General features: G+C 37.0%; 21 protein-coding genes, 1 pseudogene and 2 other annotated features (1 of these 24 running past the window's edge). Of the genes and pseudogenes, 4 read left to right on the forward strand and 18 right to left on the reverse strand.

Translation table 11 applies throughout. The features are described from left to right. Nucleotides 1–13 (reverse strand) — a binding site (T-box leader) (it extends 207 nt beyond the left edge of the window). Nucleotides 14–254: 241 nt separating this feature from the next. After that, complete coding sequence (locus AC3EMB_RS21535) at nucleotides 255–599, forward strand: PH domain-containing protein (protein ID WP_000209466.1); 345 nt, start codon at nucleotides 255–257, stop codon at nucleotides 597–599. 44 nt (nucleotides 600–643) lie between these two features. On the opposite strand, the gene AC3EMB_RS21540 is transcribed toward AC3EMB_RS21535, so the two are convergent. Next, nucleotides 644–1,711 carry an AI-2E family transporter gene (locus AC3EMB_RS21540; RefSeq protein WP_000793129.1) on the reverse strand — a complete coding sequence of 356 codons (1,068 nt, stop codon included), beginning with the start codon at nucleotides 1,709–1,711 and terminating at the stop codon, nucleotides 644–646. Nucleotides 1,712–1,887: 176 nt separating this feature from the next. Between AC3EMB_RS21540 and AC3EMB_RS21545 the strand changes: the two genes are divergently transcribed. After that, nucleotides 1,888–2,100, forward strand: coding sequence for a hypothetical protein (locus AC3EMB_RS21545; protein ID WP_000242539.1), 213 nt, complete (start codon nucleotides 1,888–1,890; stop codon nucleotides 2,098–2,100). Nucleotides 2,101–2,146: 46 nt separating this feature from the next. On the opposite strand, the gene AC3EMB_RS21550 is transcribed toward AC3EMB_RS21545, so the two are convergent. The 7 genes from AC3EMB_RS21550 to cymR all read right to left on the reverse strand — a co-directional run bounded on the left by AC3EMB_RS21550 (nucleotide 2,147) and on the right by cymR (nucleotide 8,540). Further along, complete coding sequence (locus AC3EMB_RS21550) at nucleotides 2,147–2,275, reverse strand: YrzQ family protein (protein ID WP_001053553.1); 129 nt, start codon at nucleotides 2,273–2,275, stop codon at nucleotides 2,147–2,149. A gap of 18 nt (nucleotides 2,276–2,293) precedes the next feature. Beyond that, the gene (locus AC3EMB_RS21555) at nucleotides 2,294–2,482 is read right to left on the reverse strand and encodes a hypothetical protein (RefSeq protein WP_000469281.1); all 189 of its coding nucleotides are present in this window, start codon (nucleotides 2,480–2,482) and stop codon (nucleotides 2,294–2,296) included. 127 nt (nucleotides 2,483–2,609) lie between these two features. Then, nucleotides 2,610–4,946, reverse strand: coding sequence for an SF1B family DNA helicase RecD2 (gene recD2, locus AC3EMB_RS21560; protein ID WP_000528080.1), 2,337 nt, complete (start codon nucleotides 4,944–4,946; stop codon nucleotides 2,610–2,612). Nucleotides 4,947–5,041: 95 nt separating this feature from the next. After that, the gene (locus AC3EMB_RS21565) at nucleotides 5,042–5,701 is read right to left on the reverse strand and encodes a tetratricopeptide repeat protein (protein ID WP_000066409.1); all 660 of its coding nucleotides are present in this window, start codon (nucleotides 5,699–5,701) and stop codon (nucleotides 5,042–5,044) included. A 109-nt stretch (nucleotides 5,702–5,810) separates the two neighbouring features. Continuing rightward, nucleotides 5,811–6,926, reverse strand: coding sequence for a tRNA 2-thiouridine(34) synthase MnmA (gene mnmA, locus AC3EMB_RS21570; protein WP_001038010.1), 1,116 nt, complete (start codon nucleotides 6,924–6,926; stop codon nucleotides 5,811–5,813). Between the two features lie 16 nt (nucleotides 6,927–6,942). Then, on the reverse strand, nucleotides 6,943–8,088 hold the full coding sequence (locus tag AC3EMB_RS21575; protein ID WP_053563619.1) for a cysteine desulfurase family protein: 1,146 nt from the start codon (nucleotides 8,086–8,088) through the stop codon (nucleotides 6,943–6,945). Nucleotides 8,089–8,123: 35 nt separating this feature from the next. After that, nucleotides 8,124–8,540, reverse strand: coding sequence for a cysteine metabolism transcriptional regulator CymR (cymR, locus tag AC3EMB_RS21580; RefSeq protein WP_000704116.1), 417 nt, complete (start codon nucleotides 8,538–8,540; stop codon nucleotides 8,124–8,126). Nucleotides 8,541–8,833: 293 nt separating this feature from the next. On the opposite strand from cymR, the gene AC3EMB_RS21585 reads away from it, so the two are divergent. After that, nucleotides 8,834–10,120, forward strand: a complete 1,287-nt coding sequence (locus AC3EMB_RS21585; RefSeq protein WP_000812919.1) for a replication-associated recombination protein A — start codon at nucleotides 8,834–8,836, stop codon at nucleotides 10,118–10,120. A 37-nt stretch (nucleotides 10,121–10,157) separates the two neighbouring features. Beyond that, nucleotides 10,158–10,799 (forward strand): RsfA family transcriptional regulator, encoded by a 642-nt coding sequence (locus AC3EMB_RS21590; RefSeq protein WP_000857709.1) that lies wholly within the window; start codon nucleotides 10,158–10,160, stop codon nucleotides 10,797–10,799. Nucleotides 10,800–11,376: 577 nt separating this feature from the next. Here the strand turns inward: AC3EMB_RS21590 and AC3EMB_RS21595 are convergent. From AC3EMB_RS21595 to AC3EMB_RS21640, 10 genes and pseudogenes are all read right to left on the reverse strand, one after another. Beyond that, entirely contained in the window at nucleotides 11,377–12,144 is a 768-nt protein-coding gene (locus tag AC3EMB_RS21595; RefSeq protein WP_000903182.1) for a tRNA threonylcarbamoyladenosine dehydratase, read from the reverse strand. A gap of 202 nt (nucleotides 12,145–12,346) precedes the next feature. Continuing rightward, nucleotides 12,347–14,122 (reverse strand): aspartate--tRNA ligase, encoded by a 1,776-nt coding sequence (gene aspS, locus AC3EMB_RS21600; RefSeq protein WP_000840885.1) that lies wholly within the window; start codon nucleotides 14,120–14,122, stop codon nucleotides 12,347–12,349. Between the two features lie 12 nt (nucleotides 14,123–14,134). After that, entirely contained in the window at nucleotides 14,135–15,406 is a 1,272-nt protein-coding gene (hisS, locus tag AC3EMB_RS21605; protein ID WP_000027079.1) for a histidine--tRNA ligase, read from the reverse strand. Nucleotides 15,407–15,475: 69 nt separating this feature from the next. Further along, nucleotides 15,476–15,706, reverse strand: a binding site (T-box leader). Nucleotides 15,707–15,760: 54 nt separating this feature from the next. Beyond that, the gene (locus AC3EMB_RS21610) at nucleotides 15,761–15,937 is read right to left on the reverse strand and encodes a hypothetical protein (protein ID WP_001242605.1); all 177 of its coding nucleotides are present in this window, start codon (nucleotides 15,935–15,937) and stop codon (nucleotides 15,761–15,763) included. 82 nt (nucleotides 15,938–16,019) lie between these two features. Continuing rightward, nucleotides 16,020–16,352 (reverse strand): annotated as a pseudogene (locus AC3EMB_RS21615) (YrdB family protein). 267 nt (nucleotides 16,353–16,619) lie between these two features. Further along, nucleotides 16,620–17,060, reverse strand: a complete 441-nt coding sequence (locus AC3EMB_RS21620; RefSeq protein ID WP_001266965.1) for a D-tyrosyl-tRNA(Tyr) deacylase — start codon at nucleotides 17,058–17,060, stop codon at nucleotides 16,620–16,622. 16 nt (nucleotides 17,061–17,076) lie between these two features. Continuing rightward, nucleotides 17,077–19,260, reverse strand: coding sequence for a GTP diphosphokinase (relA, locus tag AC3EMB_RS21625; protein ID WP_001262795.1), 2,184 nt, complete (start codon nucleotides 19,258–19,260; stop codon nucleotides 17,077–17,079). A 210-nt stretch (nucleotides 19,261–19,470) separates the two neighbouring features. Next, on the reverse strand, nucleotides 19,471–19,983 hold the full coding sequence (locus AC3EMB_RS21630; protein WP_000346215.1) for an adenine phosphoribosyltransferase: 513 nt from the start codon (nucleotides 19,981–19,983) through the stop codon (nucleotides 19,471–19,473). Between the two features lie 47 nt (nucleotides 19,984–20,030). Continuing rightward, complete coding sequence (gene recJ / locus AC3EMB_RS21635) at nucleotides 20,031–22,370, reverse strand: single-stranded-DNA-specific exonuclease RecJ (RefSeq protein ID WP_095690184.1); 2,340 nt, start codon at nucleotides 22,368–22,370, stop codon at nucleotides 20,031–20,033. A gap of 101 nt (nucleotides 22,371–22,471) precedes the next feature. Beyond that, on the reverse strand, nucleotides 22,472–23,365 hold the full coding sequence (locus AC3EMB_RS21640; protein WP_000409746.1) for a cation diffusion facilitator family transporter: 894 nt from the start codon (nucleotides 23,363–23,365) through the stop codon (nucleotides 22,472–22,474). Nucleotides 23,366–23,389: the final 24 nt, after the last annotated feature.

The following is a 23,389-nucleotide window of genomic DNA, read 5'->3' on the forward strand; positions in this document are numbered from 1 at the left end:
TCATTGATTTAATGTATTATATGACTAAATATAATAGAATTCTCTTAAGTTTGTCAATGTAGATAATCATTTATATTGTATTAATCGCTTATTAATCATAGGTATTCTACTATTCATTCTTAACAGCCTTTTCATATATTATGCGTTTATTAATAAATTGGAATCTCCTTACAATAATAATTTATAAAAATTTCTAAATATTACTTTTTTTGCTATAATTAAATTATTGTTAATAAAATAAAGGAGCGATCACAATGACAACCTTACTTAACAAAGCTAAAAACATATTAGCAACTGACGAAACGATATTATTTTACGCAGCATGTTCATTAGACATATTTATTTATCGTTCCGTCGCAAGGCCAGGATTGCTAATTTTAACGAACAAAAGGTTATTCTTTTACGGGCCAGATGTAAGTAAGAATCCAATATTTGAAGAGTACTCTTTTGCAAAAATTTCTAATCTAAAAGAACAAAAGCGTCTTTTCAACAATCAAATTGTATTTATGTATGATAATGAATGGAAAAAAATAAAACATATTCAAACAAATGATGTGAGCTCCCTCGTTCAAAAGATACACGAGCAGCTTTCTAAATAAATATATGATTAGCCCTCTATTTCTTACATAGAGGGCTTCTATACTTACACATTTTCTTTTTTCAAGAGAGGTCTCACATGAACAATGACAGTACGAATAACTGCTAAAATCGGAACCGATATTAGTAATCCTACAATACCAGCTACTTCCCCCCCAACTAGTAATGCAAGCATAATAATAACAGGATGCATACGAAGTGACTTACCAACAATGTAAGGCGATAAAATGTTACTTTCCACAAATTGCAAAATAGCAATCGTAATCCCCGCCTTAATAAGTAAACTCGTTGATACTGTTGCTGCAATCATTAACGTCGGGATCGCTCCTAAAATAGGACCAAAGTACGGGATTATATCCGTTACCCCAATAATAATGCCAAGCAATAATGGATATTTCATACCGATAAACCAAAAAGAAAGAGCTGATACTCCCCCTAATACTAAACAAACAAATAACTGTCCTCGAATATAACTTCCAAGTGACTTATCAATTTCTTTCGCAAGCATTTGCCCCGTACCTCGCCATTTACTTGGGACTAGTTTCCAAAAGATATGATAAAACTCACCATAATCTTTTAATATGTAAAATACAATGAACGGTATTAAGAAAATAATGAGCAATGAATCGAGTACACCACGAGCTGTACTCATCACTTTATTTAAAAGCGCTTGAATCTTCGTTTCCACACCCACAAAAAGTTGTTTCACCTTTTCATGAATGAACGAAGGGAAATTCGCTGTTTGTTCTGTAACGCCATCCATCCACGAATCGTACATCTTTGTAAACTGCGGAAATTGTTCATTAATCTCTTGTAACTGTTTAATAACGACTGGTGTTCCTTTATAAATCCCATAACCAATTCCGCCAAAGAAAAGGATATAAATGAGCAAAATGGCAAGTGTACGGGGCATCCCTTCCTTATGAATTTTTTCAATTAAAGGGTGCAATAAATACGCAATAAAACAGGCGATAAGAAACGGCGTAATCGCTACTTTAAATACAAAAATAATCGGTGCCCATAGTGGCTTAATTTTTAAAAAGACGAGCAAACAAAGAAAAACAAGTAACAATAATCCTAAACGATATATCCAAATGATTTTAAGATTCTTCACATGAAAAACCTCCTCCACCTTTATTTTGAAAATAAATGGGTTAGGTTATGTGTGAAACTTTTAAAATCTTTTCATACGGACCATACTGTTTTTTAAAGACGTACATATAAATAACATAACAAGGACAACCACCCCTGAGAATACAGCATGAAATAATGTAATCAGGAGGGCTAATTATGGTTTTGTTTATGCTTGGATTATCAGCACTTTTTATGATTCTTGAATGGATTTGTATCGGCTTTGGTATTTGGAAGGGGTTCTTTATTCGTTCCTCACGTAAAGAAAAAGCGAAGCAATTATGGCAGTATGGAATACTTGGCGTCGGCTGTTACGGTCTATCTTATCTTTTCTCAGAAATTGGACTTTTTTATTTGCATATGAGTGCATAAAAAAACTCCCTTGTCTATAAGGGAGTTTTTCACTTCATCGAAATGATTATAAGTAAGACTTAATCATCTTACGTGCTTTTTTCATATTGCGTTTTGAAAATACATCTTGCTTACGAGCATATTGATATGCTGCAGCTCCAACACCTAATGCGATTAATGAATTGCGTAGATTCAAAGTAAATCCCCCTTTTCGTTATCCGATCGTTCTTTCATTCTCATCAAATAAATCATCAAGAGAGCTTAATGAACCATCTTCCTCAACTTGATGCGTATGGATTTTCCCCTTTGAAACCGATAATTCGATATAACAATTCCAGCAATAAAATTGGTTGACACCTATTTTCCCAATGTCTTTCCCTTTGCAATTTGGACAAATGAACATATGGCTTTCATCTCCTTACAGTCTCCCAGATTCTATTCGCCATTATGTCCAAACCGCATTCATTTATACATTGCTGGAGCCTTTCAACGCTATGCGTTTGAAAGTTTCACTATATAATTTCACCTTGTTACATGAAATCATACGGTGAAATGTTTTCCACGTCCATTTCCTCGCCATTAACTGTGACCATCTGTACTTCTCCTTGTGATTCCTGCAAGCGACTAGCTAAAGTTGTTTGACGCATTGCATCATCAAGGCGATTTACACCAGATTGGAAAGCTACTTCCTCCCCGCAAATAATAAGGAACTTCTTACTTCTTGTAATGCCCGTGTAAATTAAATTACGGCGTAACATACGGTTGTAACTTTTCACAATCGGCATAATAACAATCGGAAATTCACTACCTTGTGATTTATGAATCGAACAACAATATGCATGTGTAATTTGATTTAAATCCGGCTTTGTATACGTTACCTCAATTCCATCAAATGAAACGATAATCATATCTTGTTGCTCAACGTTTTCTTTCGCATAAAACACCGAAACAATTTCTCCGATATCCCCATTAAACACTTGGCTCTCCGGCTGATTAACGAGTTGCAGTACTTTATCGCCTCTTCGGTATACAACATCACCGTACTGGATTTCTTTACTCTTTTCCCTTTTCGGGTTAAATACTTGTTGCAGCGCTTCGTTTAATACATTAATACCAGCAGGCCCGCGGTACATCGGTGCTAATACTTGAACATCCCTTGCACTAAAGCCTTTTGTTTTAGCGTTTTCGCAAACTTTTTTCACAACCTCAACAATTTGAGCCCCTGTACAGCTGATAAACGAACGATCTTTTTTATTTTGCGCTAAATCTGGCGGGAGTGTGCCGTCTTTGATTGCATGGGCAAGTTGAATAACAGATGAGCCTTCTGCTTGACGATAAATTTCAGTAAGCTTCACTGTCGGAACTGCACCTGCATTTAATAAATCTTTTAATACTTGTCCAGGTCCTACAGATGGCAACTGATCTTCATCACCTACAACGATAACTTGAATATTCGTTGGTAGCGACTTAAATAGCTGATTTGCGAGCCAAATATCAACCATTGAAAATTCATCGATAATAAGGAGCTTACCTTGGACAGGATCCGTTTCATTACGTTGGAAAGATCCTTCTGGCGTCCAGCCAAGCAAACGGTGAATTGTGCAAGCTGGAAGTCCTGTCGATTCACTCATCCGCTTCGCTGCTCTTCCTGTTGGAGCTGTTAATAGTATTGGAAATGGATTATCATCACTGTATTCATTCGGATTTAACGATAATCCGTGAAGTGACGCATACATTTCAACAATCCCTTTAATAACGGTTGTTTTTCCTGTTCCTGGTCCACCTGTTAATAACATCATCGGTTTATGAAGTGCCGTTTGAATCGCTTCTTGCTGAAATGGTGCATATTGTACATTCAACTGTTCTTCAATTTCACCTAATGTTTTTAACACTTCTGCTTCAGGAAATGAAGGTGTTTCCTCTTGATTCATCAATCGACGAATAGACTTTACAACACCTTTTTCAGAGTAGAATAAAGTTGCTAAATACACTCGTTCTTCTTCTATGATGACTTTCCCTTCACTTTGCATCGTTTCAATACAACCTATAATATCTTCTTCAGTCACTCTTCCTTCTTGATTGTTTAAAAGTGACATCGTTTCTCTTACAAGTTGATCTTTCCTCATATAAACGTGACCAAGTTGCAATGAGACATTCTCTAATGTGTAAAAACATCCCGCTCGTACACGGTCGTCGTGATTACCCGATATCCCTAACGCACGCCCTATATCATCCGCTCGTCCAAAACCAATCCCGTCCACTTCTTCAATAAGTTGATACGGATTATTACGAATCACTTCTAATGTCATCTCTTTATATTGCTGGTAAATCTTAATAGAAAGTTTCGTTCCAAAACCGTAACCATTTAAAAAGCTCATTACTTTCTCTAATCCTTGATGTTCAACAATTGTCTCATATATTTCCTGAGCCTTTTGTTTGTTAACAACACCATTTAACGCCTCAGGGTCATCCATAATTTTAGAAATAGCATGTTCCCCGAGATGATCCACAATTTTTTCCGCTGTACGCTTTCCTATCCCTTTAAATAAATCACTCGCTAAATATTGCACCATACCTGCTTTTGTTTGCGGCAATTCTTTTTTAAATGTTTCAACCATATATTGTTTTCCATACTTTGGATGGTCCTTAAAATGACCAGTCAATGTAAACACTTCATCTTCATGCATGCGGGGAAAATGACCGTTTATCATTACTTTCTTTTCGTCATACGTTTCATTCGTTTCAATGACTTTCATACTGACAACGGAATAGAGGTTTTCTTCGTTGTGGAAAATGGTATGAAGAACTTGCGCTTTTATAAACTTTTTCTCTTCCTCAAACAAATCCATTGCATGTTGATTTCCCATCTTTCCTCTCCTTTCCGATATTTTCACTTTAATGAGCAGTACATCCCCCACCTTTTTAGATGAGGGATAACTACCCATTAAACTATATTTTTATCTTATTCAGCTTCTTGCTCTAATAAACGAACGCCATTACCCGCTAAAAAGTGATCTGGCTGAATTTCAGTTGCTTTCTTAAATAAAGCGAGAGCCTTCTCATTATTTTCCTCAAATACGTACGCAACACCTAAATTGTAATACGCATCTGCATGCTCTTCATCCATTTCTAATACCTTTTCAAAATAAGGTTTCGCCTCTTGAACATGTTCTAATCGCGCAAAGCAAAGTCCGCACTGGAATACAGCTTCTACATCGTTTTCATCTAATTCTGTTGCTCTTTGTAAGAATGGTAGTGCAAGACGATCATTTCCAAGCTGTACATGTGTGATACCTAACATAAATGTTACATCAGCTGATTGTAATCCAGCTTGCATTGCTTGTTCAAATACAGCTTTCGCCTCAGTAAATTGCTCTTGGCCATAATATACATTTCCTAAACCATAATAGGCAGCTGCAGATTTATCATCTAACTCTAGTGCGCGTTTATAAAATAAAATCGCTCGCTCGCTATCACCTAATACGTCTAATAAATTTGCAAAATTAATGTATCCAAGCGCATCTTTCGGATTTTCTTCGATTGCTTCTGTAAAATTTTTAGCTGCTTCTTCCCAGTTTCCTTCTTGCATATATTGAATACCTGTTTCAAGTTTGTTTGACATGTCCTTCACCTCTACAACAAATTATAACAAAGAATGTATTTTCCAAGCGAACGAAAATTCGCTTTATGTAAAAGAAACCTCTAACCGCTAATCGGCAGAGGCTTCTCGTTTATCCTAAATAATCCAATTTCTTACCACTACGGTATACTTCATCAATTGTAGCACCGCCTAAGCACTCATCTCCATCATAGAAAACGACTGCTTGTCCTGGTGTAATTGCACGAATTGGCTCATCACAAAGAATACGAACTGTATTTTCATCAACGATTTGAACCGTTACTTTATTGTCTTCTTGACGATAACGGAATTTCGCCGTGCACTTAAATTCTGTTTCTTTTTCTTTGTTACTTACCCATCCTACATTCGTAGCAATAACTTCATCACCATATAGAAGTTCGTTATGGAATCCTTGATCAACATATAAAATGTTTTCTTTTAGATTTTTCCCAACAGCAAACCATGGATCACCATTACCACCAATTCCAAGGCCATGACGTTGTCCAATTGTATAATACATTAAACCGTCATGCTTCCCTTTCACTTCACCAGATAATGTTTGCATTACACCTGGTTGTGCCGGTAAGTAGTTACTTAAGAAATCTTTAAAGTTACGCTCACCAATGAAGCAAATACCTGTACTATCTTTTTTCGCCGCTGTCGCTAAGCCAGCTTCTTTCGCCATTTCACGAATTTGCGGTTTCTTTAATTCACCTAACGGGAACATTGTTTTTGATAATTGCTCTTGGCTTAATTGATTTAAGAAATATGTTTGATCTTTATTGTCATCAACGCCGCGAAGCATTTTATATTCGCCGTCCATATAAGCAACGCGTGCATAATGACCTGTTGCTACATAATCGGCACCAAGCGCAATTGCATGCTCTAAAAATGCTTTAAATTTAATTTCTTTATTACACATTACATCTGGGTTTGGTGTACGACCAGCTCGGTACTCATCTAAGAAGTACGTAAATACTTTATCCCAGTATTGTTTTTCAAAGTTTACTGCATAATACGGAATACCAATTTGGTTACACACTTCAATTACATCATTGTAATCTTCTGTTGCTGTGCAGACACCATTCTCATCTGTATCATCCCAGTTTTTCATAAAAATTCCGATTACATCATAACCTTGCTCTTTTAATAAAAGTGCTGCTACAGATGAATCGACGCCACCGGACATTCCGATGACAACGCGTGTTTCGTGAGGTAGTTTGTTCATCATGTCACCTCCCATGCTAATTTTGTGTTAATCGCTTCACGATTTTCACTGTTTCGTACGCCGCTTTTTCAATTTGCTCTTTCGTATTTCCAAGTCCAAAACTAAAGCGTACGGATGAACGTATTTGATCGGAGTCTTTTCCAAACATCGCTACTAATACATGTGATGGATCAATCGAACCAGCTGTACAAGCAGAACCACTTGATACTGCAATGCCAGCTAGGTCTAAGTTCACAAGAAACGGTTCAATGTTCATTCCTGTAAAACTTACATTAAGTACATGCGGTAAGCGATGTTCTAAGTTTCCGTTTACCTCGAAAGTAATGCCTTCATTTTTGAAGACAGATACCATTATATCTTTAAACTCTTCATATTGGGCATTTTTTTGCTCACGAGTTTTTTCAGCTATAAGAATTGCATGCTGAAGCCCAGCAATACTAGGCACATTTTCCGTACCAGCACGGCGTTTTCTTTCTTGCTCTCCGCCTATTAATAACGGCTCAAATTTCACATTTGCACCAGCGAATAAGAACCCTACACCTTTTGGCCCATTAATTTTATGAGCTGAAATTGATAATAAATCAATACCAAACTCTTTCACATTAATTTCTACTAAACCGTAAGCTTGTACCGCATCTGTATGGAAATAAGCTTGATGCTCTTTTAGCAGCTTTCCTATTTCCACAATTGGTTGCATTGTCCCTACTTCATTATTCCCAAACATAATAGATACAAGAATCGTCTCTTCTGTTAATGCCTTTTGTATGTCAGAAACTTGAATGCGTCCTGTTTCATCGACAGGTAAATATGTCACTTCAAACCCTTCACGCTCTAACAATTCGCACGTATGCAAAATCGCATGATGTTCAATTTGCGTCGTTATTATGTGGTTACCTTTATGACGGTTCGCACGTGCTACACCTATAAGCGCTAAATTATCAGCTTCTGTACCACCACTCGTAAATATAATTTCATTCGGATTCGCATGAATGCTGCGTGCACACACTCGTCTCGCCCCATCTACTGTGTGACGAGTTTGACGTCCATAAAAGTGAATACTAGACGGGTTCCCGAATATTTCTGTCATATATGGAATCATCTTTTCGACCACTTCTGGGTGAGTCGGAGATGTCGCAGCATGATCTAAGTAAATGCGTTCCATTAAATCTCCTTCTTTCCAAATCGTTTCACAAGGAATTAAATGTAAAACATATAGCCCCCGTGATTTTCTTCCTCATAACGTACTAAATCTTCTAACGTTGTACTATCTAACACTTCTTGCACCGCATCACGAACACGCATCCATAACTGGCGCTGTGCTGGCTCTTCTTCTTCTATCATTTCTACAACACTAATCGGTCCCTCTAATACACGGATTACATCCCCAGCTGTAATGTTAGCCGGTTGATCAGATAATACATATCCGCCATATGCCCCGCGCGTACTCTTTACAAGACGAGCGTTACGAAGTGGTGAAATTAATTGCTCTAAGTAATGCTCGGATAAGTCATGCGCCTGCGCAATTGATTTTAATGAAATCGGACCTTCACCAAACTTTTTTGCAAGATCAATCATAATTGTTAAGCCATAGCGGCCTTTTGTTGAAATCTTCATCTATTTTGCACCTCTTTTCAAATTTTCACTTCTATTGGTTATATCTTATTTATAAAAAGAACACAATTTAAAATCCTATGAAATTATAGCATAATATAGTATTATAAGAAATTTCAACTTGTGTATCAAAATGATAACATAAAATCACATTGAAAAACTCGGAAATTATTACAATTGAAAGAAAAATGAAAATATTCTTCTTCATTTTTCCCATAAAACAGCATCCTATTTCAAATTTCGTAGAAAAAAATGATACGATAGAACGAGATTATATATTAAGGGAGACGGTCTAAATGAAACAACCACTCGCACATCGAATGCGCCCTACAAATATTCAAGAAATTATTGGGCAACAACATTTAGTTGGTGAAGGAAAGATTTTATGGCGAATGGTCCAAGCAAATCATTTTCAATCTATGATTTTATACGGTCCTCCAGGTACAGGAAAAACATCCATTGCCAGTGCAATTGCAGGAAGTACCGGTACCCCGTTTCGTCTATTAAACGCTGTTACTCACAATAAAAAAGATATGGAAGTTGTCGTACAAGAAGCAAAGATGCATCGACACCTCGTTTTAATTCTAGATGAAGTTCACCGTCTAGATAAAGCAAAGCAAGACTTTCTATTACCCCACTTAGAAAGCGGACTTCTTACTTTAATTGGTGCAACGACAAGTAATCCATTCCATGCAATAAACTCCGCTATTCGAAGCAGGTGTCAAATTTTCGAATTACACGCACTAACAGAAGATGATATTTTAATTGGGTTAAAAAGAGCTTTAGAAGATAAAGAAAAAGGCCTTGGAGAATATGCTGTAACGGTAACAGATGAAGCACTACATCATTTTGCAAATGCCTCTGGTGGTGATATGCGTTCCGCTTATAACGCACTTGAACTTGCTGTATTATCTAGCTTTACTACAGACGATCAAGCGGCTGAAATCACACTCGAGATTGCAGAAGAATGCTTACAAAAGAAGAGCTTCGTTCACGACAAAGGCGGCGATGCTCATTATGACGTATTATCAGCATTTCAAAAATCAGTACGCGGAAGTGATGTAAATGCAGCGCTCCATTATTTAGCACGCCTTATTGAAGCAGGTGATTTACAAAGTATTGGCAGACGCCTTCTTATTATGGCTTATGAAGATATTGGACTTGCTAGCCCACAAGCTGGACCGCGTACACTAGCTGCAATTGAATCAGCTGAACGAGTTGGATTCCCAGAAGCACGCATCCCACTTGCAAATGCCGTTATAGAGCTATGCTTATCACCAAAATCAAATTCAGCTTATAAAGCACTTGATGCTGCATTACACGATTTACGCAACGGTCAAACAGGTGACATTCCAAGCCATTTAAAAGATAGTCATTACAAAGGCGCAGAATCACTCGGAAGAGGCATTGGATATTTATATCCACACGACCATCCAAATGGCTGGGTAAGGCAACAATACTTACCTGATAAAATAAAAAACAAGCAATATTATAAACCGAAAACGACAGGGAAATTTGAGCAAGCACTTTCTACTGTTTATGAAAGATTACAAACTTCGAATAAAACGAAAAATAAAGGGTAACATAAACGAAAACGTCACCATTATGGAGGCTTCGCTTATGAAAACACGTCAAGATGCATGGACAAAAGAAGATGATCTCCTTTTAGCAGAAACTGTTTTGCGACATATTCGCAGCGGAAGTACACAAATAAAAGCGTTTGATGAAGTTGGCGACGCTTTAAACCGCACTTCCGCAGCTTGTGGTTTTAGATGGAATGCTGAAGTAAGACCGAATTACGAAGATGCGGTGCAGCTTGCAAAAAAACAACGTAAAGAATTAAAACGTTCTGAAGCTAATATAGAAAAAGATCGGTTCACGAAAACGAAACAACTCGTAATTGACGCCGATTTTTCAGAAGATATTACGCCAAGTAAACAAGATCTTACAATGCAAAATGTCATCTCGTTTTTACAAAATTTAGAACATAACAATCCTTCACTTGCAAAGTTGCAAACTGAAAATGATGTATTACAAGCTCAGCTCACTTCTCTGCAAAAAACGAATCATGAACTTGAAACGAAATTAGCGGTACTCACAAAAAAACAACAAGCAATCGAAGAAGATTACGCGATGCTTGTTCGAATTATGGATCGCGCTCGAAAACTTGTTTCGGTTGAAGAACAAGAAGAACAGATTGCTCCCATTTTCAAGACAGATCAAAATGGAAATTTAGATATTATATATTCTGCAGAGAATTAAAAACAAGGATGTCACTTTTTTGACTAAGTGACATCCTTGTTTGTTTTCGGTAAACCGTATATATACATGTCGGTAAATGAATTTATATCAACGATTTTTCGAATATATCTATCGTAACTTGCAATATATCAACGGTTTTTCGAATATATCTATCACAACTTGCAATATATCAACGATTTTTCAAATATATCTATCACAACTTACAATATATCAACGATTCAATAAAGGAGATCGATTTAATGACAAAGATTTACAATAACATTACTCCCTGTCATACAAGAAAACTCCTAAAACATATTGGATAATTTTTACTAAAATGTTATTATAAACATATACCTTTTAAAGGGAGATGGTTGCTATTTCATTAATAATCTTCAAAATAACTCTTGGCCTTCTCGTCCTGACTTTAGCTCTTTTCACCATTAACAGCCTAAAAAAGACATCCGCCTATAAATCAGATAAATATGATTATTACTTACTAACCTTACTTACATGTGAACTAGTAGTGATGCAAATATCCATATTTCTTTAATACATATAAAAAAGCATATATCCAAAATGGATATATGCTTTTCTTTTATTCTTGCCCTACACGTTTCACTTCTACATTTTTAATACGTTCACGTACAACGTGACTTGCCATAATTAAGCCTGCCACAGATGGTACAAATGCATTTGATGAAGGCGGTAATTTCGCTTTACGAATTTTTGCATTCTCGTCTGGTACGATTTCTTTACGTACTTCTTCACGAATTACGATTGGATTTTCGTCAGAGAAGACAACTTTTACACCTTTTTTAATACCCTCTTTACGAAGCTTCGTACGAATTACTTTCGCAATTGGATCTGTATGTGTTTTAGAAATGTCCGCAATACGGAAACGAGTTGGGTCCATTTTATTTGCTGCACCCATACATGAGATAATTTTAATTTTACGACGTAAACATTGTTTAATTAAATGGATTTTGAACGTAATCGTATCAGATGCATCCACTACGAAATCTAAACCGTGTTTAAAGAACTCTTCATATGTTTCATCTGTATAAAACATTTCTAATCCAATTACTTCACATTCCGGATTAATGTCTGCAATACGCTCTTTCATTAATTCTACTTTTGAACGTCCTACAGTAGATACTAAAGCGTGAATTTGACGGTTTACGTTTGTAATATCTACAACGTCTTTATCAACTAATACGAGACGTCCTACTCCAGAACGCGCTAACGCTTCAGCTGAAAATGAACCTACGCCGCCAATTCCTAAAATACCGACTGTACTATTTTTTAATATTTCAAGTCCTTCTTTACCGAAGGCTAATTCATTACGTGAAAATTGATGTAACATTCAGCTCTACACTCCTATTACAAAAATGGTCTACCATGTATTCTAGCGTTTTTCCGACTATTTGTATAGAAAAAGTTATAGAATTCCTAAAAATACATATTTTGATAATGAAAACATAGTGTAAACCGGGATTTTGTTTCTTCTTTTAATTATCCATTAAAAAAGTCTAGATGGTTATAGTATAACCATCTAGACCCTATTCTTACTTCTCTTCTTTTAAGCTTAATTTTAAGTTTAACTCTTCAAGCTGTGCTTCTGCAACTGGGCTTGGAGCTTCTGTTAATAAGCAGCTTGCGCTTGCTGTTTTTGGGAATGCAATTGTATCACGAAGGTTCGTACGGCCTGCAAGTAACATAACAAGACGATCTAAACCTAATGCGATTCCGCCGTGTGGTGGTGTACCGTATTCGAATGCTTCTAATAAGAATCCGAATTGCTCTTGCGCTTCTTCTTGTGAGAATCCAAGTGCTTTGAACATTTTTTCTTGTACGTCACGCTCATAAATACGAAGTGATCCACCACCAAGCTCATAACCGTTTAATACAAGGTCATATGCTTGTGCACGTGCTTTTTCTGGTGCTGTTTCTAGTAGCTCAACGTCTTCACGGAATGGCATTGTGAATGGATGGTGAGCTGCGAAATAACGATCTGCATCTTCATCGTACTCAAGAAGTGGCCAATCAGTTACCCATAGGAAGTTAAATTTACTTTCGTCAATTAACTCAAGCTCTTTACCTAGACGTAAACGAAGTGCGCCTAAGCTATCTGCAACAACGCTCTTCTTATCTGCTACGAATAGTAATAAGTCGCCAGCAGTAGCTTCTAATGTGCTCATTAACACATTTGCATCTTCTTCACCGAAGAATTTCGCAATCGGTCCTTTTAGGCCGTCTTCTTCAACTTTAAGCCAAGCTAGACCTTTTGCACCGTATACTTTCACGAATTCAGTTAATGCATCGATGTCTTTACGAGAATATTTACTTGCAGCACCTTTTGCATTAATTGCTTTTACTTGTCCGCCGCTTTCTACAGCACTTGTAAACACTTTAAAGCCACAACCTGCTGCAAACTCAGATAAGTCTGTTAGTTCCATTTCAAAGCGTGTATCTGGCTTATCAGAACCGTAGCGAGCCATTGCATCAGCATATTTCATACGAGGGAATGGTGCACTAACTTCTACACCTTTTGCATCCTTCATAACTTTCGTCATCATACGCTCCATCATTTCTAAAATCTCATCTTGTGTTAAGAATGAAGCTTCAATATCGATTTGCGTGAATTCTGGTTGACGATCTGCACGTAAATCTTCGTCACGGAAACAACGTGCTACTTGATAGTAACGCTCAAATCCGCCGACCATAAGAAGCTGTTTAAATAACTGTGGTGACTGTGGTAATGCATAGAATTCACCGTCATGTACACGACTTGGTACTAAATAGTCACGAGCTCCTTCTGGCGTACTTTTCGTTAAAATTGGTGTTTCTACTTCTAAGAACTCTTCTGTATCTAAGAAGTTACGAATTGTTTTTGTTACGTCGTGACGCATTTTGAATGTGTTGAACATTACAGGACGACGTAAGTCTAAATAACGATATTTTAAACGCACATCTTCTGATGCATCTGTATCATCAGCAATAATAATTGGTGTTGTTTTCGCTGCATTTAGTACATTTACTTTTGTTGCTTGTACTTCAATACGACCAGTTGCCATATTGTCATTAATTGCGCCTTCACCACGTTCAACAACTGTACCTTCTATGTGTAATACGTATTCGCTACGAATTGTTTCTGCTACTTCTAACGCTTCTTTTGATGTTTCTGGGTTAAATACAACTTGTACGATACCTGTACGGTCACGTAAATCGATAAAGATTAATCCACCTAAGTCACGGCGTTTTTGTACCCAACCTTTTAATTGAACTGTTTGTCCAACAGCTTCTACTGTTACTTTTCCACATGCATGTGTTCTTTCAGCCACTGTAAGTTCCCCCTATATTAATTTCTCTGCTACGTATGAAGCAAATACATCTAACGCTACTTCTTCTTGTTCACCTGTTGCCATATCTTTTAAGTTAATGATGCCTTTATCTAGCTCATCTTCTCCTAATACAGCTACAAATTTCGCCTTTAGACGATCTGCTGATTTAAATTGTGCTTTCATTTTGCGATCTAAATAATCTTTTTCAACCGACAATCCAGCTTTACGAAGATCGAATGCCACTTTTGCAGCATGGTCTTTCGCTTTTTCACCAAGCGCTACAACGTAACAATCAATGCTATGTTCAAGTGGTAATTCAATGTTTTCAGCTTTTAGCGCCATAATTAAACGTTCAATACTCATTGCAAAACCGATACCTGGCATTTCTGGTCCACCGATTTCTTGTACAAGTCCGTTATAACGGCCACCACCGCTTAATGTAGTGATCGCACCGAAACCTTCTGCCTCACTCATAATTTCAAAAACAGTATGTTGATAGTAGTCTAAACCACGCACTAAGTTCGGATCTTTTTCAAATGGAACATCCATCATCGTTAATAGTTCTTGTACTTTGTCGTAGTATACTGCTGAATCTTCGTTTAAGTATTCTGTAATAGATGGAGCTGTTGCCATTAATTCATGGTTACGGTCCTTCTTACAGTCTAAAATTCGAAGTGGGTTCTTTTCTAAGCGAGATTGACAGTCAGAGCAGAATTCGCCGATACGTGGCTCAAAGTGTGCGATTAATGCATCACGGTGTGCTTGACGACTCGCTGCGTCACCTAAACTGTTTAATACAACTTTAATATTTTTTAAGCCCATGCCGCGGTAAAATTCAACAGCAAGTGCAATTACTTCTGCATCAATTGCAGGGTCATTACTGCCGATTGCTTCGATACCGAATTGTACGAATTGACGATAGCGACCTGCTTGTGGTCTTTCATAACGGAACATTTGACCGATATAGTATAATTTCGTTGGTTGTGTTGCATCACCAAACATTTTATTTTCAACGTAAGAACGTACAACAGGTGCAGTACCTTCTGGACGTAATGTTAAGCTGCGCTCTCCACGATCTTGGAATGAGTACATTTCTTTTTGTACGATATCTGTCGTATCACCAACACCGCGTAAAAATAGCTCAGTGTGCTCAAAAATTGGTGTACGAATTTCTTTATAATTGTAACGACGGCAAATTTCGCGTGCTTGCCCTTCGATATACTGCCATAACTCAACAGTGCCTGGAAGAATATCTTGCGTTCCGCGTGGGATTTGAATAGACATATTCAGTTCCTCCTCAAATTGTTTTAATCTTAATAAAAATAAAAAAACTCCCGCCTCTACTGTTTAAACAGTAGGGACGAGAGTATTATACCCGTGGTGCCACCCTAATTGAAGCACGTATGCTTCCACTTTTTTAATAACGCTTAAATATGCGTTCATCCCTACTAAGCATATATGCCGTTCAAGTTGAAACCTCTAGAGTGTCATTCAATCAGTCATCATGCAGAAATGTTTTCAGCCTAAGACATTTCTTCTCTTTCCATGTGTATCTCATTTACTCTTCTCTATCAACGGTTATATTCATATGTAAATATAAAATTACTATACGTTTGTTAAGTAGGATTGTCAAGTGCTCTAAGAACGTTCAATCTGCTTCTTTAAACGCTTTACATCTTGAAGAGAAATCCCAAACTCGGAAGCAAGCTCCATTGAAGTATTATTTTGCTCTTTTGAAATGAAATCATGAAAATTCACGTTAAACAGTTGATTTGCACCATTTGTAACAGAATGCCCTTTTTCATTCATACGCATACGTATATCCCTCACATTCAATATGGATGTTTTACTTTTTATTGTTCCATATTGATGAGAGAGTTATACATAACCGAAACTGCTATTGATTCCAAATAAACATTAGTATTCGATTTACAACAATAACAATAGCCAGTCCACTTGCGAGCATATGATGCTTCAAATGATATAACGCTGCAACACCTACTCCAAATACGATAATTTCTAATAATACATGTAATATACCTTGTACTTCCCATTCTGCATGTGGAGCTCCAAATAGCCCCCAAATGACAGCAATAACAATTGGAATAATGATAGCAAGTGTAATTTTTATAGCCATTGTTGTTCCTACTCGATATCACCAGTATCCAACAATCCCAAGAATACATAACTCTAACATAAAACGTAAAGCTATATTAAATTCTTGAAGCATGCTACACCTTCTTTTTCTTTTATTCCCCTTTAAATTAATCCTATGATAAAGTGAAACTTTAATCAGTGGGGGTTTTGTTCATCCACCACTGATTATTAGTTGAACCAATCGGGCTTTTACGGGCAGTTGATCCTCACCTAACTTCTTTGCTTCCGCTGAATTTTGAGGTGGAGGGTCTTACTGCCCGTTAATGCGGGATAAATGAACAAAACATACAACAATGTATAAAAAAGAGAGGATTATATAACCCTCTCTTTTTTATCAACACTATTTACTTTCTACAATTAAGGTCACCGGACCATCATTGATTAAAGAAACGTCCATCATTGCTCCGAACTTCCCTGTTTCCACATGCAATCCTTGTTTGCGAACTTCTTCATTAAAGAAATCGTATAAACGCTCTGCGTAGTCAGGTTTCGCAGCATCCATAAAGTTTGGACGTCTTCCCTTGCGACAATCTCCGTATAATGTAAATTGCGAAATAGATAGGACTTGTCCTTCTACATCAAGTACAGAATGATTCATCTTTCCGCTCTCATCTTCAAAAATACGTAAGTTTGCAATTTTTTCCGCAATATAAGTTGCATCTTTTTCTGTATCTTCATGCGTAATGCCAACTAGTAATGTTAAACCGAACGGAATTTGTCCTACGATCTCACCGTCTACTGTGACAGACGCTTTCTTTGATCGTTGTAAAACAACTCTCATCTTTCTACACTCCCTATTAATGCATCATGCGTCGTACTGCATAAATTTCTGGAACGCGTTTAATGCGTTCTACTACTTTTTTCAAGTGTTGTAAGTTACGAATCGAGATTGACATATTAATTGTTGCCATTTTATTACGGTCACTTCTACCAGAAACAGCTGAAATGTACGTTTTCGTCTCTGTAACAGCTTGCAGTACTTCATTTAATAAACCACGGCGATCGTAACCCGAAATTTCAATATCAACGTTATACTCAATTTCTTTTTCAGGGCTACCTTCCCACTCTACTTCTAATAAACGTTCTACAGCTTCTTCTGTATGAACGTTTACACAATCACGGCGGTGAATCGATACACCTCGGCCTTTCGTAATATATCCAACGATATCATCGCCTGGAACTGGGTTACAGCATTTCGATAAACGGATTAATAAATTATCAGCACCGCTTACCTTTACACCAGAATCCCATTTTCGAATTTTCATCGGTTTACGAACTTCTTTAACTTCAACAATTTCTTCTTCTTCGCGTTGTTTGCGGAACTTGTCCGTTAGTCGCGTAACAATTTGCGAAGCTGTAATTCCGCTATATCCAACTGCTGCAAACATATCTTCTTCATTTGCAAAGTTAAATTTCTCAGCGACGCGTTTTAAGTTATCAGGCGCTAATACTTCTTTCATCTCATACTCTAGACCACGTACTTCCTTTTCAACAAGTTCACGGCCTTTTTCAATATTTTCGTCTCTACGTTGTTTCTTAAAGAATTGACGAATTTTATTTTTTGCATGAGATGTTTGAGCAAGTTTTACCCAATCTTGACTTGGGCCATACGAATGTTTCGACGTTAAAATTTCAATGATGTCGCCTGTTTTTAATTTATAATCCAACGTCACCATTTTACCGTTTACTTTTGCACCAATTGTTTTATTCCCAATTTCCGAATGGACACGATACGCGAAATCAATCGGAACCGATCCAAGTGGTAATTCCATTACATCGCCTTTCGGTGTAAAGACGAATACCATGTCAGAGAATAAATCAATTTTTAATGACTCCATAAATTCTTCTGCATTAGAAGCTTCATTTTGCCATTCTAGTATTTGACGGAACCATGTGAGTTTCTTCTCTAATGTACCTGTTGTTTCTGCTGTTTTTCCTTCTTTGTACGCCCAGTGTGCCGCGATCCCGAATTCTGCAATTTCGTGCATTTCTTTCGTACGAATTTGCACTTCAAGTGGATCACCTTTCGGTCCAATTACAGTCGTATGAAGAGATTGATATAGATTTGCTTTTGGCATTGCAATATAATCTTTAAAACGACCTGGCATCGGCTTCCAGCACGTATGAATAATTCCAAGCACCGCATAACAATCTTTAATACTATTTACAACAACACGTACAGCTAATAAATCGTAAATTTCATTGAACTGCTTATTTTGCAGTGCCATTTTACGATAAATACTGTAAATATGTTTCGGTCTTCCAGAAATCTCAGGTTGAATTGCAACTTCTTTTAATTTCTCACGAATACCAGTCATTACTTCGTCTAAGTATTCTTCACGTTCTGCACGTTTACGCTTCATTAAATTTACAATACGATAATATTGTTGGGGATTTAAATAGCGAAGTGACGTATCCTCTAGCTCCCATTTAATAGTACTAATTCCGAGTCTATGTGCTAAAGGTGCAAAGATTTCTAACGTTTCATTCGCTATGCGACGCTGCTTCTCTTGAGGCAAATGTTTCAATGTACGCATGTTATGAAGACGATCAGCTAGTTTAATTAAAATAACTCGAATGTCTTGAGCCATTGCAATAAACATTTTGCGATGGTTTTCTGCTTGTTGTTGTTCGTGAGATTTATATTTAATCTTCCCAAGCTTTGTAACACCATCAACAAGCATAGCAATTTCTTTGTTAAATTCCCGTTCAATATCTTCTAACGTAATCTCTGTATCTTCCACTACATCATGTAAGAAACCTGCTGATACCGTAGCTGGATCCATGTGTAAATCAACTAAAATACCTGCAACTTGGATCGGATGAATAATATACGGTTCACCCGATTTTCTATATTGTTCGCTATGCGCATCACGTGCATATTCATAAGCACGTGCCACTAGCTCAATATCTTCATCCGCTAAATATTGACTTGCTTTCTCGAGTACCTGTTCAGCTGTTAGTACCTGCTCATTTGCCATCGAATCACCTTTTATTGAAAATTGACTTTATCTTTATTTAATAGAATAAATTATATTCTATCATTATAACCCAATGATTGTGAATTGTGAAAAGGAAAAGATTTTACTGACATTTCACCATGATTTTTTGTTCAATTATACAAAAGTACCCGCTCCTCTCCAAGAGATTCACGGGTACTTTTTATCACCGTAGTTTTACCTATATAGTGATTAGTATTTTTCTAATACTAATACATCGTAACCATCTAACATTTTACGACCATCTAAGTAAGTAAGCTCTACTAAGAATGCAATCCCTGCTACAACTCCGCCTAGCTCTTCAACTAACTTAATTGTCGCTTCGATTGTTCCACCTGTAGCTAATAGATCATCTGTAATTAATACGCGTTGACCTGGCTTAATTGCATCTTTATGGATTGTTAAAACATCTTTACCATATTCTTTACCGTAGTCAACTGTAATTACTTCACGTGGTAATTTTCCTAATTTACGAACTGGCGCAAATCCTACTTCTAACGCATAAGAAACTGGGCAACCGATAATGAAACCACGAGCTTCTGGTCCTACTACAACATCGATATCTCTTTCTTTTGCGTACTCAACGATTGCATCTGTTGCTGCTTTGTATGCTTTACCGTCATTCATTAAAGGTGTAATGTCTTTAAACACAATACCTTCTTTCGGATAATCCGGTACAATTGCGATATGTTGCTTGAAATCCATATTTCTGAATCCTCCTCAGATCTAAAAGGTTTGTAAATACAAATCCTTTACCCTAACTGTTCTACTTCTTTATGATTACGAATCGTTTCAAACCATGTATATAGTTGCTGATATGTGCTATAAACCAATTCTTTTTCTAATTGTAAGTGGTTCATTTTCTCACGATATGTGTTCGATTCAATTAAATCACGCTTTTGTTTTTTGTCTGCCATAAAAATGACGCCATCTTTTATTGTAACAAATTCTAACTCAAAAAACACCTGTGTCATGAAATTTACTGTATCTTTTGACCAGCCTTTATGGCGACATAGTTGTTCTCCATATTGTCTTAAAGAAAATGGTGTTTTTTGGCTTAAGAAAGAATAGTACCATTTAAAGTGTTCTCTCGTAGGAACTGTACTAAATAGATGGTTATTTTCTTGATAAAACAGCGTATAAATTCGCGCTGGGAATCCTACTTTAAATAGCTCACTTAATTCATCTGTTCCTTTTGGTAAATCAAGTAACACGATATATTGATCATCTAAATGCGTTACTTCTGAAGCATGCATGAGCTTCTCTTTATAGCTCTCTAAAGAAAATTTATTCAATACCTCTTCAGAAAAATACACCATTGTTATTTTTTCTTTCGGAAGTTCTGCTAAATTTGCTTCTGCATTACGCATACTACGCCAATCAAATAATTGCCACGCCTCTACAGCAATATCTTGTACCATTAATTGTGGCTTCTTAAAATTATTCCATTCATTGATGGATGCTTCTCCTATTACAGATACTTTTGCAACTGGAGAGATTTCTTTCGCATATGCACCAAAACCAAATCCAATTGTATCCAGTGTTGCTTGTCCATCACGAAGAGCCATTTTTAAATGAGAGCCATCTGATCCGATTGCGCGAATACTTTCTAACTCTGCATCTTTCACTGCAATACGTGGTTTCGGATTTCCAACACCAAATGGTGCTAACTTCTGCATATCTTCAATTGCCGCTAGTGTTACATCCTCTACTTTGCAAAAAACATCAACTGCTGTAATTGGAATAAAATCTTCTTCTGTTAAAATTGCATCTGCTTGTTCATTTAAGCGGCGACGTAATTCATCTACATCATTCATATGTAGCGTCATTCCCGCTGCCATCGGATGCCCTCCGAAGTGTGGCAATAACTCTCTACAATCTGATAAATTTGCAAATAAATCAAATCCTGCAATACTACGCGCTGAGCCTTTTGCTGTTTCTTTTATAGGATCAATGCATAATACAATAGTCGGACGATAAAAACGTTCAACTAATTTAGAAGCGACAATCCCAATTACACCCGGATTCCAACCTTCTTTTGCAAGTACTAACACTTTGTTTTCTTCTGGCGGGAAGTTATTTTCAACTTCAGCGATAGCCTCTTCTGTAATTTGCTTTACAATATCTTTTCGCAGTTTGTTCAGCTCATCAATTTCTTCGGCTAACTCTTTTGCTTCCTCAGGATCATCTGATAATAAAAGGTGTACAGCCGGCGTTGCATCTTCTAAACGCCCGACCGCATTAATACGCGGTGCAATTGAGAAGCCAATACTCTCTTCTGTAATTTCACTTTGCGAAACGTTAGCAACTTTAAACAATGCCTTTAAACCAATATTTTTCGTCATACGCATATGTTTTAAACCGCGTTTCACTAGCAACCTATTTTCACCATGAAGTGACACTAAATCGGCTACTGTACCGATTACTGCAATCTCTAATAAATGTTCTGGTACACGGCCTAATAGTGCATGCGCAACTTTAAACGCAACACCTACACCAGCTAAATAGTGAAACGGATATACACCGCCATCTAATTTCGGATGTATAATCGCAAGTGCTTCTGGCAATTCTGGCGGTGGCTCATGGTGATCTGTAATAATTAGATCTATTCCAAGCTCTTTCGCTACATTCGCTTCATGTACTGCTGCAATGCCAGTATCGACAGTAATAATCAGTGAGAACCCTGCGCTATGCGCCCAACGAAACGCTTCTTCGTTCGGCCCATACCCTTCTGTAAAACGATTTGGAATATAAAATTCTACTTCTGCACCTAATTCTTGAAGAGCAAGATATAACACAGTTGTACTACTTACTCCGTCTGCATCGTAATCACCAAATATTAATATTTGTTCTCCATTTTGAATCGCCTTATTTACACGTTCTACCGTTCTATCCATTCCTTCTAATAAAAATGGATCATGAAATTCTTGATTTTCTGTATTTAAAAAATCTAAAATCTTATCTTCTGTATCTAGTCCTCTACCGAGGAATAATGAAACGACAAGTGGCGATAACTGTAATTTACTTGCTAATTCACTCACTCGTTCGTCATTATATTTTTTTTCTTTCCAACGCGTCTTCGGTTGTAACACGAAATCACCCCTTAACCTGTTCATTATACAAGACAGATTAAGGGGTGACAATATAATGCAAACTACGATGCAATATCTATATACTAAAATGTTAATGATGTTTAATTTGGAGAATACGGATTTATATGTACGAATACATTTTGTACATTATCTTGTTTCATAAGTATTTCTTTCACATGTTTTCCAATACGGTGTCCTTCTTCTACAGTAATGTATGGATCTACAGACACTTTAATATCGACAATAACATAATGACCATGCTCCCGTGCATATAAAGAACCAATTTTTTTCACACCATCTACTTGAAGAACTGCTTCTCTAAGCGGAATAACATCCTCCTCATGAAGAACATGGTCAAGCGTTGCATGAATTGCTTCCGCTCCAATGCTCCATGCCATTTTTACAACAAGAAGCGAAACAACTAATCCTGCAATCGGATCAGCATATACAAGCCAGTCTATACCAAGCTTACCACCGAGTATAGCTGCACAAATACCGATTAAAGCTGCAATTGAAGAAAATACATCCGAACGGTGCTCATATGCATTTGCAATAATTGCATCACTATTTACCCTTTTCCCTAATCGGAATTTATATTGAAACATTCCTTCTTTCACGACGATTGAAAGAACAACAGCAAAAATCGTAATTCCTTTCGGCGGTTCTAGTTCTTGCGAAAAAGCTTTTATAGATGAAATCGCGATTTCAAGTCCCACAATAAATAATAATACCGCAACAATAATCGCTGAAATCGATTCCGCTTTACCATGACCATACGGATGATCTTCATCAGGTGGCTGCTTTGCCGCTCGCAATCCAAAAAGTACAGCTAGCGAACCAATTACATCTGATGCAGAATGCACCGCATCTGCTAGCAGTGCTTTACTGTTCCCAATATAACCAATTACCGCCTTTACAATTGCTAATATAATATTACCAACGATCCCGACAATAGCACCAAACTCGGCCTGTTTAAAACGTTCATCTTTTTCCATAATTAAAATCCCTTCTTTTCTTAA

Source organism: Bacillus sp. LQ16, from assembly GCF_057784645.1.